We start from the raw sequence: 14,399 nt of genomic DNA on the forward strand, positions 1-14,399 counted from the left end.
GGTCTTCCCGCGCTCGGTGAGAACGGGAAGAATTGCGGGATGGAGCAGCCGCACGATCTCACCGTGGAGGCCCCCCGAGCCTGGGACCGGCCCGCCGTCTCCGTTCCGGTTCTCCTCTGCCTGTCCCTCGTCGGTGGCCGGTTCGCGTCCTTCTCCACCGAGGCGAATCTCTACACGCTGGGCACCGGCGGCGTGTTGATCTGGCTCGGTCTGAGCAACCGGGTGCCCCGACGCCCCGCGCCGCGCCGACTGGGCGCGGGAGCCGCGTGGTGGGCGCTGCCGGTGGTGGTCTTCGGGGTCTTCGAGGGTGCGACCTTCGTGCTGGCGGTGGGCGACGACTTCCCCACCTTCTCCCGGCTGGCCGACCCCCTGCTGGAGGATCATCTGACCCGGTCGGCGGCCTGGTTCGCCTGGCTGGCCGCGTTCTGGGGGTTGGTACGGCGATGATGCGGGCACTCGCGATCGGCGGTTTCCTCACCGCGCTGGTCCTGTTCGCCGGGGTCGAGTGGCTGGCCCGCCGGGAGGGTTCCCGCATCCCGACGTTGGGCGAGGTCTGCGCGTACGTGATGCGCTACGAGGTGGGTTGGGTGCCCGTGGGCAGGATCGGTCTGTTCGGGTTCTGGTGGTGGCTGGGGTGGCACTTCCTGGCCCGTTGAGGCGGGTGCCCGACCGTCCAAATGGCGGGAACGGGAAGCAGCATGTGGACCTGAACGATAACTTGGGAAGTGGCCCGCGCCACGTCGTGGCGCAGGTCGTGGGCGGTGGTGCCACACCTCGCGCTGCCTCCCTCCAGGGTCGGACCGACCCGGGCTCACGCTGCCCGACCGGCTGCTCCGGTAACCCCGGACCGCCGTGGGGCGCTCAGCACGACCGCCCGTGAGGGCCGCCGCGTGCCGGTGGCTCGCACCCTGGAAGGAGCGCCACCATGCCGAACAAGCCCAAGCCCGAGACCGTCACCGACGACGCCCGCGAGCAGGCCCGCCGCGCGCTGCAGACGTCGATGGACACCCGTCAGTGAGCCGACCCGCAGTGAGCCGACCCGCCCAGCGGTGACGCCACCGGTGGAGTAAGTCCTCGACGGGATTGCGATCCTTACCGTCGCCGTGCCAGGATCGGCGGCGATGAGCCAGACCGCCACCACCAGCCACCGATCCGCCTCGCCTCGGCGGATCGCCGGCCTCGCCCTACCGGCCCTCGTCGTCCTCGCCGCCGAACCGCTCTACGTGCTTGTCGACACGGCGGTGGTCGGCCACCTCGGTCGGGTGCCGCTCGCCGCGCTCGCCGTCGGCGGGACGGTGCTGACGCTCACCGCCTGGGTCGGCACGGTGGTCGCGTACGGCACCACCGGGCGCGCGGCCCGTCGCTTCGGAGCGGGTGAGCGAGCAGCCGCGGTGGCCGAGGGAGTCCAGTCGTCCTGGCTGGCGTTCGGCGTCGGTCTGCTGATCGCGGTCGGCATGCAGTTCGGCGGCGGCGCGCTCGCGCGTACCCTCGCCGGGGGTGGCGGCGACGTGGCCGACGCCGCCGCGCACTGGCTGCGCATCGCGGCCCTCGGCGCCCCCGGCCTGCTGCTCGCTGCCGCCGGCAACGGCTGGCTACGCGGTGTGCAGGACACTCGCCGACCGTTGTTCTTCGTGCTCGGCCCCAACCTGCTGTCCGCGCTGCTCTGCCCGCTGCTGGTCTATCCCGGCGGGCTCGGCCTGGTCGGCTCGGCGGTGGCGAACGTCGTCGCGCAGACGCTCTGCGGGGTGCTCTTCGCCGCGGCGCTGGTCGCCGAACGGGTGTCGCTGCGGCCCCGACCCCGGGTGATCCGCCAGCAACTCGTGCTCAGCCGGGACCTGCTGATCCGGGGCGTGGCGTTCCAGGCCAGCTTCCTCTCCGCGACGGCCGTCGCGGCCCGCTTCGGCGCCGCCGCCGTCGGCGCGCACCAGATCGCCCTGCAACTCTGGTTCTTCACGGCACTGGTGCTCGATGCCCTCGCCATCGCCGCGCAGTCCCTGGTCGGTGCGGCGCTCGGGGCCGGCGACGCGGCGGACGCCCGCGCGCTGGCCCGCCGGATCGGTCTGCTCGGCGGCGTCTGCGGTGTCGCCTTCGCGCTGCTCATCGCCGCCGGCGCCGGCGTCGTGCCGTCCTGGTTCAGCTCCGACGAGCAGGTACGCGAGCAGGCCATGATCGCCTGGCCGTGGTTCGTCGCCATGCAGCCACTGGCCGGGGTGGTGTTCGCGCTCGACGGCGTGCTGATCGGCGCCGGTGACGTGCGTTACCTGCGCAACCTCACCATCGTGGCGGCGCTCGGCGGTTTCCTGCCGGCCATCTGGCTGGCGTACGGGCTCGACCTGGGGTTGGGCGGCATCTGGGCCGGGCTCACCCTCTTCGTGGCGATCCGCCTCGTGGCGCTGCTGCTGCGGCTGCGCAACGGCGGCTGGGCGGTGGTCGGGGCCGTCCGCTGACCGGCACCCGCATCTGGCAGGCTTGGGCGACGTGAGCACCGATGGTCTGATCGTGGTCGACAAGCCCGGCGGCATGACGTCGCACGACGTGGTGGCGCGGATCCGCCGACTGGCGAAGACCCGACGGGTCGGGCACGGCGGCACCCTCGACCCGATGGCCACCGGAGTGCTGGTGATCGGTGTGGGGCGGGCCACCCGACTGCTGACCTACGTCATCGGCGCGGGCAAGAGCTACACCGGCACCATCCGGCTCGGCCAGGCGACCGTCACCGACGACGCCGAGGGCGACGTGATCGCCAGCACCCCGGCCGGTCAGGTCACCGACGACGCGATCCGCTCGGCGTTGAGCGCGTTGAGCGGCGAGGTGGACCAGGTGCCGAGCGCGGTCAGCGCCATCAAGATCGACGGGCAGCGCGCGTACAAGCGGGTGCGCGACGGCGAGAGCGTCGAGCTTCCGGCCCGGCGGGTCACCATCTCCCGGCTGGAGGTGCTGGCGATCCGCCGCACCGCGCCGGACGTGGTGGACGTGGACGTGGACGTCACCTGCTCCTCGGGGACGTACATCCGGGCCATCGCCCGGGACGCGGGCCTGGCCCTCGGTGTCGGTGGGCACCTCACCGCGCTGCGCCGCACCGCGGTGGGTGGCTTCACCCTCGCCGAGGCGGCCACGCTCGACGAGCTGGAGCAGCGCGCGCCGGCCGTGGTCAACCTGCCGCTGGACACGGCGGCCGACCGGTTCTTTCCGCGCCGGGAGGCGACACCCGACGAGGCGAAGGTGCTCGGCCACGGCGGTCCGCTGGATCCGGCCGGCATCGCCGGGCCGTACGCCGTCTTCGGCCCGACCGGCGGCCTGATCGCTATCGTCAGCGAGCGGGACGGGCGGGCCCGCGCGGAGATCGTGCTTGCCCCCGCCTGACGGCGGGACGCAGGTCCGCCGGCTTCGCCGCCGGCGGTGTCGACCCGCCGACCGGCGGGACAGCAGGCAGGAGAGGAACGGCATGCAGCGGTGGCGGGGGTACGACGCGGCGCCCGGTGGCTGGGGGCGCTCGGTCGTCACCATCGGCGTCTTCGACGGCGTGCACAAGGGGCACCAGGCGACCATCGGGCACGCCGTGGCCCGGGCACGGGAGCTGGGCGTGCAGTCGGTGGTGGTCACGTTCGACCCGCACCCGGCCGAGGTGGTCCGTCCCGGTTCGCACCCGGCCGTGCTCACCGAGCCGGCTCGCAAGGCCGAACTGATCGAGGCGCTCGGCGTGGACGTGCTCTGCGTGGTGCCGTTCACCCCGGAGTTCTCCCGGCTGTCACCCGAGCAGTTCGTGCACGACATCCTGGTCGAGCACCTGCACGCGGCGCTCGTGGTGGTCGGCGGCAACTTCCGCTTCGGGCACCGGGCGGCGGGCGACGTCGCGCTGCTGGAGCGGCTCGGCAAGACCTTCGGCTTCGGGGTGGAGGGCGCCCCGCTGGTCGCCGGGGACGGCACCGTCTTCTCCTCCACGTACATCCGCTCCTGCGTCGACGCGGGCGACGTGGGCGCCGCGGCGGCCGCGCTGGGCCGCCCGCACCGGGTGGAGGGCGTGGTGGTCCGCGGTGACCAGCGTGGCCGGGTGCTGGGGTTCCCCACCGCGAACCTGCTCTGCCACCGGTACGCGGCGGTGCCCGCCGACGGGGTGTACGCCGCCCGGCTGATCCGCCGTGGCCAGCCCGAGCCGCTGATGTCCGCGGTGTCGGTGGGCACCAACCCGACCTTCTCCGGCCGGGAGCGGCGGGTGGAGGCGTACGCGCTGGACTTCGACGGCGACCTCTACGGTGAGCGGCTGGCCCTGGACTTCGTGGCGCACCTACGCGGTCAGGTCCGCTACGACTCGATCGAGCCGTTGATCGCCCAGATCGAACAGGACGTCGCACGCACCCGGAGCGCCCTGAGCTGATCATCCAATGGGCCGCGCAGGCCCTTGGCCGGGTGTTACCCGTGGGTGCTGGTAGTCTTGCGGGGACGTCGGGTGACCGGCGTGGGGCCTCGCGTGCCTGCTCGACGCCGCGGGTGCGAGGTACCGGTCCGTTCCCGGTCCATCGGGACGACGGACACCTACTTGATCAACCCATCGAAACAGGGAGAACATGGCGCTCGACCAGGAAGCCAAGGCCAGCATCCGCGCGGAGTACGCGACCGCCGAGGGCGACACCGGTTCGCCGGAGGTCCAGGTCGCGGTCCTCACCAAGCGGATCGCCGAGCTGACCGAGCACCTGAAGGTGCACAAGCACGACCACCACAGCCGCCGTGGGCTGCTGCTGCTGGTCGGCCGTCGCCGTCGGCTGCTCAACTACGTCCAGAAGAAGGACATTGCCCGCTACCGGACGCTCATCGAGCGGCTCGGCCTGCGCCGGTGACGTGACGGGGGAGCGGCCGTACGGCTGCTCCCCCGATCGGCGTCCCACCTGAAGAACACGGGCCGCGCGACCAACCCGAGAGGGAGCCGGTCAGCGTACCGGTCTCCGGTAGTGGCCCCCGGGAACCCGGCAGTACGCCGGCCACCCGGGCGCTTCGATCGAAGACCGGCCGGCTGAGCAGCTCCCCGACGTCGCGGGCCCACGACGCGAAGGAGCACGACAGCACATGACCGAGACCAAACTCGGCACCGAATCCCGCACCGCCGTGATCGACAACGGGTCCTTCGGCACCCGCGAGATCACCTTCTCCACCGGTCGGCTGGCTCGCCAGGCCGCCGGTTCCGTCATCGCCCAGCTGGGCGAGACGGTGGTTCTCTCCGCCACGACCGCCGGTAAGCACCCGAAGGAGCAGTTCGACTTCTTCCCGCTGACCGTCGACGTCGAGGAGCGGATGTACGCCGCGGGCCGCATCCCCGGCTCGTTCTTCCGCCGTGAGGGTCGGCCCAGCGAGGACGCGATCCTCACCTGTCGCCTGATCGACCGGCCGCTGCGCCCGTCCTTCGTCAAGGGCCTGCGCAACGAGGTCCAGGTCGTCGAGACGATCCTGGCGCTCGACCCGCAGCACCCGTACGACGTGGTGGCCATCAACGCCGCCTCGATGTCGACGAAGCTGTCCGGTCTGCCGTTCTCCGGCCCGATCGGCGCGACCCGGGTCGCCCACATCGACGGCCAGTGGGTCGCGTTCCCGACCCTGGAGGAGCTGGCTCGCGCCACCTTCGACATGGTCGTGGCCGGCCGCACCCTCGACGACGGCGACGTCGCGATCATGATGGTCGAGGCCGAGGCCACCCCGAACGCCGTGACCCTCATCTCGGCCGGCGCCACCGCCCCGACCGAGGAGATCGTCGCCAGCGGCCTGGAGGCCGCCAAGCCGGCGATCCGTGAGCTGTGCCGCGCGCAGAGCGAGCTGGCCGAGGTCGCCGCCAAGCCGGTCACCGAGTTCCCGGTCTTCCTGGACTACCAGGACGACGTCTACGACGCCGTCTCCGAGCTGGCCCGCACCGAGGTGGCCGAAGCGATCACCATCGCCGGCAAGGCCGACCGCGAGGAGGCCCTGGACCGGGTCAAGGCCCGGGTCGCCGAGGAGTTGGGCGCTCGGTTCGAGGGTCGCGAGAAGGAGCTCAGCGCAGCCTTCCGGTCGCTCACCAAGTCCGAGGTGCGCAACCGCGTGCTGCGCGAGCAGGTCCGCATGGACGGCCGTGGCCCGCGTGACATCCGGCCGCTGACCGCCGAGGTCGGCGTCCTGCCCCGGGTGCACGGTTCGGCGCTGTTCGAGCGCGGCGAGACCCAGATCCTGGGTGTCACCACGCTGAACATGCTCCGCATGGAGCAGATGGTGGACACGCTGTCCCCGGAGAACCGCAAGCGCTACATGCACAACTACAACTTCCCGCCGTACTCGACTGGTGAGACCGGCCGGGTCGGCTCGCCGAAGCGGCGCGAGATCGGCCACGGCGCGCTCGCCGAGCGGGCGCTGATTCCGGTGCTGCCGTCGCGCGAGGAGTTCCCGTACGCCATCCGGCAGGTCTCCGAGGCGCTCGGCTCCAACGGCTCCACCTCGATGGGTTCGGTCTGCGCCTCGACGCTGGGCCTGCTCTCCGCGGGTGTGCCGCTGAAGGCGCCGGTCGCCGGCATCGCCATGGGGCTCATCTCCGACGAGGTGGACGGCAAGACCCAGTACGTGACGCTCACCGACATCCTCGGTGCCGAGGACGCGTTCGGTGACATGGACTTCAAGGTCGCCGGCACGCCGGAGTTCGTCACCGCGCTGCAGCTCGACACCAAGCTCAACGGCATCCCGTCGGACGTGCTGGCTGCCGCGCTGCAGCAGGCCAACGAGGCCCGACAGGTCATCCTCGGTGTCATGAAGGCGGCGATCGAGGCTCCGGCCGAGATGTCCGACTACGCGCCGCGGGTCACCACGGTCAAGATCCCGGTGGACAAGATCGGCATGGTGATCGGCCCGAAGGGTCAGACCATCAACGCGATCCAGGACGAGACCGGCGCCGAGATCTCCATCGAGGACGACGGCACGATCTACGTCGGCGCCACCAACGGCCCGTCGGCCCAGGCGGCCGTCGACCGGATCAACGGGATCGCCAACCCGACGCTGCCCAAGCAGGGCGAGCGCTTCCTGGGCACGGTGGTCAAGACCGCCGCGTTCGGCGCGTTCATCTCGCTGCTGCCGGGCCGCGACGGTCTGCTGCACATCTCCAAGGTGGGCGACGGCAAGCGGGTCGAGCGCGTTGAGGACTTCCTCAACGTCGGTGACCGGGTCGAGGTCGAGATCGCGGACATCGACGCCCGCGGCAAGATCTACCTGGACAAGGTCCGTCCGGAGGGCGCCGAGGCGCCGGCCGCCGGTGAGGCGGCCGGCGGCGACCGTCCGTCCGGTCGGGACCGGGGCGACCGGGGTCCGCGTGACCGGGGCGACCGCGAGCGTGGCGGCGACCGGGGCGGGCGTGGTCCGGAGCGCGGCACCGGTGGCGAGGGTGGCAACGGCGGCGGCGAGGGTGGTGGCGAGGGCGGCGAGCGTCCGCGCCGCCGGACCCGGCACAGCTGACCACCAGCACCTGCTACACCCACCCCTCGTCGAACCGGGAGCAACACGTGAGTCGGGCCTTCAGTGCGCCGTTTCCACCGGATCGACGGGGGGTGGCTCCGTCTCGGGACACCGGGGCGGGCCGCTCCGGCGGCGCCGCCCGCGCGGTGACCCGGACGCTCAGCGACGATCCGCTGGGCGGCACGGTACGACGTACCGTGCTGCCCAGCGGCCTGCGCGTGCTCACCGAGGCGATCCCGGCGATGCGCAGCGTGTCCTTCGGCGTCTGGGTGGCGGTGGGCTCGCGGGACGAGACCCGTCCGCAGGCAGGTGCCGCGCACTTCCTGGAGCACCTGCTCTTCAAGGGCACCCACAAGCGCACCGCGCTGGAGATCTCCTCGCAGATCGAGGCGGTGGGTGGCGAGACGAACGCCTTCACCACGAAGGAATACACCTGCTACTACGCCCGCGTGCTGGACGAGGACCTGCCGCTGGCGATCGACGTGATGTGCGACCTGGTCGCCGACTCGCTGCTGGAGCCGGCCGACGTGGAGACCGAGCGTGGCGTGATCCTGGAGGAGATCGCCATGCACGACGACGAACCCGGTGACGAGGTGCACGATCTCTTCGCCCGGGCCGTCTACGGTGACCACCCGCTGGGTCGACTGATCTCCGGCACCGAGCAGACCGTCACGTCGATGACCCGCAGGCAGATCCAGACGTTCTACCGGAACCGCTACATCGCGCCGCAGATCGTCATCGCCGCCGCCGGTAACCTCGACCACGCCGCGGTGGTCAAGCTGGTCCGGCAGGCCGTGCGCGGCACGCCACTGGACAGCGACCCGGCCGCGCCGGCCGCGCACCGCGCGGCCACCCCGGCGGTACGCACCAAGCCGGCCGCCACCCTTGTCGAGCCGAAGGAGACCGAGCAGGCGCACGTCCTGCTGGGCTGCCCGGGCATCGATCGCACCGACGACAGGCGCTTCGCCCTCGGGGTGCTCAACAACGTCCTCGGCGGCGGCATGTCCAGCCGCCTGTTCCAGGAGATCCGCGAGCAGCGCGGCCTGGCGTACTCGGTCTACTCCTACGCCAGCCAGTACGCCGACAGCGGCCTGTTCGCCGTCTACGCCGGCTGCGCGCCCGGCAAGGTGGACGAGGTGCTGGCCCTGACCCGCGCCGAGCTGGCCCGGGTGGCCGCCGACGGGTTGACCGAGGCCGAGGTGGCCCGGGGCAAGGGGATGAGCAAGGGCTCGTTCGTGCTCGGCCTGGAGGACACCGGTTCCCGGATGAGCAGGCTGGCCAAGGGTGAGCTGCTCTACGGCGACCTGATGCCGGTCGACGAGCTGCTCCGCCGGGTCGACGAGGTGAGCGTCGCGGACGTGAACACTCTCGCCGCCGAGCTGCTCGGCCGGCCAATGTCGTTGGCTGTCGTCGGCCCGTTCGGCGAGGGCGACTTCTCCGCCTGAGTGCCCGTGGTCCGCGCGGGCTGGGGCGTGTCCCGGCCGGTGGAGCGGACCGGTTCCGGCGAGGAGAGCGCATCCCGATTGGGATAGGTTGTGCCCCGTGACTGACGAGCAGGGGAAGACCCGGGTTGGCGTGTTCGGTGCCCGGGGTCGGATGGGCATCGAGGTCTGCAAGGCGGTCGACGCCGCCGACGACCTTGAGCTGGTGGCGTCGATCGACCAGGGCGACAGCCGCTCCGCCGTCTCCACCGCCGAGGTGGTCGTCGACTTCACCACGCCGGACGTCGTCATGGACAACCTCCAGTGGTGCATCGAGCAGGGCATCAGCGCTGTGGTCGGCACGACCGGCTTCACCGAGCAGCGGCTGGAGCAGGTGCGCGGTTGGCTGGCCGACAAGCCCGAGGTGGGCGTTGTCATCGCCCCGAATTTCGGCATCGGCGCGGTGCTGATGATGCAGTTCGCCGCGCGTGCCGCCCGACACTTCGAGTCCGTCGAGATCATCGAGCAGCACCACCCGCGCAAGCTGGACGCCCCGAGCGGCACCGCCACCCACACCGCCCGGCAGATCGCCCGGGCCCGCGCCGAGGCAGGCCTCGGCCCGGTCCCGGACGCCACCAAGGACGAGGTGCCGGGCGCGCGGGGCGCCGAGATCGACGGGGTACGCGTGCACGCGGTGCGCGCCACCGGTCTGGTCGCCCATCAGGAGGTGCTGTTCGGCGGCACCGGGGAGACGCTTACCATCCGGCACGACTCGTACGACCGGGTGTCGTTCATGCCGGGCGTCCTGCTGGCCGTCCGCGCGGTGCGCAACCGTCCCGGCCTGACGGTAGGACTGGACCCCCTCCTCGACTGACTCTCATGCACACCGCAGATCTTGGACAGTTTCCGTCCGCGCCGAACGGAAACTGTCCAAGATCTTCACGTTCAGCGGGGGAGGGACGGGGTGGTGGGGTTGCGTTGGGTGGGGACGGCTGGGGTTGGGGTCAGCGGGGTGGGGAGGCCGGTGACTGTGGCTTCGCCGGTGCGGTCGACCTCGACCGTCACCGGGTTGTCGGCCACGCGGAGGTTGGTGACCGTGAGGGCGCCCAGCTCGGGGCCAGCCAGGGGTGCCACCCGGATCGTGCCGCCCGGGACGTCCGGGTAGAGGCCGGTCGCCGCCTGCAGTAGGAGCACCGCGCCCGCCGCCGCCCACGCCTGCGGCCGGCAGGAGGCCGGGTAGGGCACCGGGCGGTTGACCACTGAACGGGCGTCGCCGCCGTACAGCTCCGGAAGCCGGTAGTCGAACGCCTCGGCCGCGCTGAGCAGCCCCTCGGCCAGGCCGAGCGCGGCCTCGCGGTGCCCGGCGCGGGCCAGCCCACCGAGCACGATCGCGGTGTCGTGGGTCCAGATCGAGCCACAGTGGTACGACAGCGGGCTGAAGCCGGCGTCGTCGCTGGACATGGTGCGTAGCCCGAACCCTGCGGCCATCGTGTCGGTGATGAGCAGGTGTGCGACCTGGGCCTCCTCGTCCCGGTCGAGCAGGCCGGTGCCGAGCAGGTGGCCGATGTTGCTGGTCAGCGAGTCGACGGGCCGCTTGTCCCGGTCGAGGGCCAGGGCGGGCTGCGGGCCGTACCGGCCGTCGACCCAGAAGCTCTCCCGGAACCGGCGGGCCAGCGTGGCGGCGTGCTCGCGCCAGCGGTCGCCGCCGGGGCGGCCGAAGGCGTCCAGCAGGGCGGCGCCGTTCACCGCGGCCTCGTGGGCGTACCCCTGCACCTCGGCCAGCACGATCGGCGCGGTGGCCAGTGAGCCGTCGCGGAACCGGACGGCGTCGCCGGAGTCCTTCCAGCCCTGATTGGACAGCCCGTGGCCGGTGGTGTCGACGTACTCGACCAGGCCGTCGCCGTCCGGGTCGGCGTGCTCGCCCAGCCAGCCCAGTGCGGCCTCCAGGTGCGGCAGCAGGGGCTCGATCTGCTCGGTGGGCATTCCCCACCGCCACGCGTCGTGCAGCAGGTTGACCCAGAGCATGGTGGCGTCGACGGTGCCGTAGTACGCCGGCGGGAGGCGCAGCCCGTTCCCGGGCAGCGCGACCTCGTGCCGGCGCAGCTCGTGCAGGATCTTGCCGGGGGATTCCCCGGTGGCCGGGTCGACGCGGGTGCCCTGTCGACGGGCGAGCACGCGCAGGGTGCCGGCGGCCAGGTCGGTGCCCAGCGGCAGCATCATCCGGGCCGCCCAGAGGCTGTCCCGGCCGAACAGGGTGAGGAACCAGGGCACCCCGGCACCGAGGAACACGTCCGCGGGTGCGCCGGTCTCGGCAAGTCGCAGGCCGCGCAGGTCGTCCAGGCTGCGGTCGAGCAGTCGGACCAGCCGCCTGTCGTCCGCCGTCACCTCGGGACGGGACCACTCCGGCTCCCCGGTCGGTCCGACCACCACGGCGCGCGGGTCCTCGACCCTCACCTGCCAGCGCAGCACCGTCTCGCCTCCGGCGGGCAGGTCGATCGGCCAGGCCAGCCGGGGCGCGGTGGCCCGCTCACCCTCGGCGAGCACGTCGGCGCCCGGCGCGGTGACGGTGACGGTGATCCCGCTGCCCGACCAGCTGAGCGTGCCCGCCTGGTCGGTCGTGGCCGCCAGCGCGTCGGTGGCGCCGCCGGACTTGACGACCTCGATGGGTGCCAGGTCGCAGCCGAGGTCGACGGTGACTGTGGCCCGTACGCCGACCGTGGCGGTGGAGACGATCCGCAGCTCCTCGGTGAGGCCGTCGCGGGTGGCCCGCCGGAGCCGGTCGACGCGGACGGTGGGGTCGGGCGTGGGGTCACCGAGCCAGCGGGCCAGGCCCACGAAGTGTGCGCCGTGCGGGCCGTCGTCGCCGCGGGTCAGCCCCTCCAGCTCCTGGTCGTCGACCCGCAGCTCGGCCCGGGAGACCACCCGGGCGTCGGCGTGGAAGACGCCCTGGACACCCGTCGGGCGGATCTGCCCGGTCGCGTCCCCCAGCGCACTGGTCGGGGCGAGCACCACCCCCACCAACTCGTGCAGGAGGGGTTGCAGCTGGCGTTCGATCACGGTGCGGCTCCAGATCCTCGGGGTGCGGGGCGGTCATCTTGACAACGCGCCCCTGGCGGTGCAAAGTGCGAAACATTCCAGAAACTTGAACGATCTAATCCTGCACTATCCGAATTGGATCGTTCAAGACGGCGAGAGGGATTAAGTGCCCGATAAGGTAACCATTGCGACGGTGGCCCGGCACGCCCGAGTGAGCCGGCAGACGGTTTCCAACGTGCTCAACGCCCCACACATCGTGCGGCAGGAGACCCGCCAGCGGGTCGAGGACGCCATCGCCGCACTCGGTTACCGGGCCAACCAGGCGGCCCGACAGATGCGTACCGGTCGGTCCCGACTCATCGCCGCCCGGATCGAACCGACCCGCGACGGCGTCAACGGCTCCGTGCTCGACCGCTTCCTGCACGGCCTCACCGAGACCGCCGACGCCGCCGGCTACCGGGTGCTGCTCTACACCGCCACCGACGACGAGCGGGAGATCGCCACCTACGACGACCTGCTCGGCACGTACGAGCTCGACGCCTTCGTGCTCGTCGGCACCAAGTACGGCGACCCGCGTACCGCCTGGCTCGCCGACCGGGACGTGCCGTTCGTGACCTTCGGCCGCCCGTGGGACGCGCTCGACGCACACCCCTGGGTCGACGTGGACGGCGCGGCCGGCACCGGCGCGGCCACCCGCCACCTGCTGGCAGCCGGGCACCGACGGATCGCGTTCATCGGATGGCCACTCGGGTCCGGTGTCGGCGACGACAGGCGGGCCGGTTGGCACGACGCGCTGCGCAACGCCGGTGTCGACCCGACCGGGCTGCACCGCGAGACCGAGGACGGCATCGCCGAGGGCGAACGGCTGACACGTGACCTGCTCGCCGCCGTGGCGCCGACCGCCGTGCTCTGTGCCAGCGACTCGCTCGCCCTCGGAGCGCTCCAGGCGATCCGGGGCACCGACCCGCCGGTGTCGGTGATCGGCTTCGACGACACGCCGGTCGCCGCCGCGGTGGGGCTGGCCAGCGTCAGCCAACCGCTGGGCGAGGCCGCCGCCCGCTGCGTGGACCTGCTCACCGGGGTCCTCGACGGCAACCACGAGACCCCCACCCACGTGCTGCTCCAGCCCTCGCTGGCACTGCGGCACACCGCGTAGTCCCATCCCCCACCAGGAGAGAAAATGGCACCCAGAACCCTTACCCGGGCCGCGGTGGCCGGCCTCGCCGCCGTCGCCCTTCTCGGGTCGGCGGCCTGCGGCAGCGGCTTCGACGACTCGTCCGGCGACGCCAAGCAGTCCAGCGGCCCGGCCAACCTGCAGATCCTGATCGGATCCTCCGGCGAGGCCGAGACCAAGGCCGTGCAGGACGCAGCCGCGAAGTGGGCCACGAGTTCCGGCAACACCGCGACTGTCACCCCGGCGCAGGACCTCACCCAGCAGCTCGGCCAAGGCCTGGCCGGCGGCACGCCGCCGGACGTCTTCTACGTGGACGCGTCCCGGTTCGCCGACTACGCCAGCGTCGGCGCCCTGGAGCCGTACGGCGACAAGATCAGCAACTCGGGCGACTTCTACGAGAGCCTGCGCACCACGTTCACCTACGACGGCAAGCTCTACTGCGCGCCCAAGGACTTCTCCACCCTGGCCCTGCAGATCAACACGGACCTGTGGGCGAAGGCCGGCCTGGCCGACGCCGACGTGCCGACCACCTGGGACCAGCTCACCGCGACCGCCCAGAAGATCAAGGCGAAGGGGCAGGTCGCCCTGGCGCTCGGCGACACCCGGGACCGGATCGGCGCCTTCCTGGTGCAGAACGGCGGCTGGCTGCTGAGCAAGGACGGCAAGCAGCCGACCGCCGACACCCCGGAGAACCTGGCCGCCCTCCAGTACGTCAAGACCCTGCTCACCTCCGGCCTGGCCAAGTACCCGAAGCAGCTCGACGCGGGCTGGTCCGGTGAGGCGTTCGGCAAGGACAAGGCCGTGATGACCATCGAGGGCAACTGGATCAAGGGTGCTCTGCAGAACGACTTCCCCAACGTGAAGTACAAGGTGGTGGCACTGCCGGCCGGCCCGAAGGGTCAGGGCACGCTCTCCTTCACCCAGTGCTGGGGCGTCGCGGCGAAGTCGAAGTACAAGGATCAGGCGATCAAGTTCGTCGAGGCGATGACGAGCGGCGAGCAGCAGATGACCTTCGCGAAGGCGTTCGGCGTCATGCCGTCCCGGCAGTCGGTGCGCGACCAGTACACGGCCGCCTTCCCGGCGGACAAGGTGTTCGTCGACGGCGTCGCGTACGCCCAGGGCCCGGTGAACGCCCCGAAGATGGACAGCGTCCTCAAGGACCTGGACACCGGACTCCAGAGCCTGACCAACGGCGACCCGAAGACCGTGCTGCAGAACTTCGACAAGAACGCCAAGGCGGCGCTCGGCGGCAGCTGAGGCGACCGACAGGGGCCCGGCGACAGGCGGGGCCCCTGTCCGCGCCTCCGGCC

The 14,399-nt window shown here is 72.0% G+C and carries 12 protein-coding genes; 11 read left to right on the top strand and 1 reads right to left on the bottom strand.

Annotated elements, in window-relative coordinates:
* Positions 1–39: 39 nt before the first annotated feature.
* The 9 genes from ACGFIE_RS14945 to dapB all read left to right on the top strand — a co-directional run bounded on the left by ACGFIE_RS14945 (position 40) and on the right by dapB (position 9,753).
* On the top strand, positions 40–447 hold the full coding sequence (locus ACGFIE_RS14945; RefSeq protein ID WP_363688933.1) for a hypothetical protein: 408 nt from the start codon (positions 40–42) through the stop codon (positions 445–447).
* Positions 447–656, top strand: a complete 210-nt coding sequence (locus ACGFIE_RS14950; protein WP_393295630.1) for a DUF6186 family protein — start codon at positions 447–449, stop codon at positions 654–656. Before ACGFIE_RS14945 ends, ACGFIE_RS14950 begins: the two co-directional genes overlap by 1 nt.
* 465 nt (positions 657–1,121) lie before the next feature.
* A complete protein-coding gene (locus ACGFIE_RS14955; protein ID WP_393294723.1) occupies positions 1,122–2,447 on the top strand; it encodes an MATE family efflux transporter in 1,326 nt (441 codons plus the stop codon).
* A 31-nt stretch (positions 2,448–2,478) separates the two neighbouring features.
* Positions 2,479–3,363 (top strand): tRNA pseudouridine(55) synthase TruB, encoded by an 885-nt coding sequence (truB, locus tag ACGFIE_RS14960; protein ID WP_393294725.1) that lies wholly within the window; start codon positions 2,479–2,481, stop codon positions 3,361–3,363.
* Positions 3,364–3,445: 82 nt separating this feature from the next.
* Positions 3,446–4,375 carry a bifunctional riboflavin kinase/FAD synthetase gene (locus ACGFIE_RS14965; protein ID WP_393294727.1) on the top strand — a complete coding sequence of 310 codons (930 nt, stop codon included), beginning with the start codon at positions 3,446–3,448 and terminating at the stop codon, positions 4,373–4,375.
* Positions 4,376–4,565: 190 nt separating this feature from the next.
* Complete coding sequence (gene rpsO / locus ACGFIE_RS14970; RefSeq protein WP_007456699.1) at positions 4,566–4,835, top strand: 30S ribosomal protein S15; 270 nt, start codon at positions 4,566–4,568, stop codon at positions 4,833–4,835.
* A 226-nt stretch (positions 4,836–5,061) separates the two neighbouring features.
* Positions 5,062–7,458 (top strand): polyribonucleotide nucleotidyltransferase, encoded by a 2,397-nt coding sequence (locus ACGFIE_RS14975; protein WP_393294729.1) that lies wholly within the window; start codon positions 5,062–5,064, stop codon positions 7,456–7,458.
* A gap of 47 nt (positions 7,459–7,505) precedes the next feature.
* A complete protein-coding gene (locus ACGFIE_RS14980) occupies positions 7,506–8,903 on the top strand; it encodes a M16 family metallopeptidase (protein ID WP_393294731.1) in 1,398 nt (465 codons plus the stop codon).
* A gap of 97 nt (positions 8,904–9,000) precedes the next feature.
* On the top strand, positions 9,001–9,753 hold the full coding sequence (dapB, locus tag ACGFIE_RS14985; protein WP_393294733.1) for a 4-hydroxy-tetrahydrodipicolinate reductase: 753 nt from the start codon (positions 9,001–9,003) through the stop codon (positions 9,751–9,753).
* Between the two features lie 71 nt (positions 9,754–9,824).
* Here the strand turns inward: dapB and ACGFIE_RS14990 are convergent, their stop codons facing one another.
* Positions 9,825–11,936, bottom strand: coding sequence for a glycogen debranching N-terminal domain-containing protein (locus ACGFIE_RS14990; protein WP_393294735.1), 2,112 nt, complete (start codon positions 11,934–11,936; stop codon positions 9,825–9,827).
* 172 nt (positions 11,937–12,108) lie between these two features.
* On the opposite strand from ACGFIE_RS14990, the gene ACGFIE_RS14995 reads away from it, so the two are divergent.
* Positions 12,109–13,071, top strand: coding sequence for a LacI family DNA-binding transcriptional regulator (locus tag ACGFIE_RS14995; RefSeq protein WP_393294737.1), 963 nt, complete (start codon positions 12,109–12,111; stop codon positions 13,069–13,071).
* A gap of 24 nt (positions 13,072–13,095) precedes the next feature.
* Positions 13,096–14,346, top strand: a complete 1,251-nt coding sequence (locus ACGFIE_RS15000; RefSeq protein WP_393294739.1) for an extracellular solute-binding protein — start codon at positions 13,096–13,098, stop codon at positions 14,344–14,346.
* Positions 14,347–14,399 lie beyond the last annotated feature (53 nt).

Origin of the sequence: Micromonospora sp. NPDC049275 (assembly GCF_043197115.1) — a bacterium.
GTDB lineage: Bacteria > Actinomycetota > Actinomycetes > Mycobacteriales > Micromonosporaceae > Micromonospora.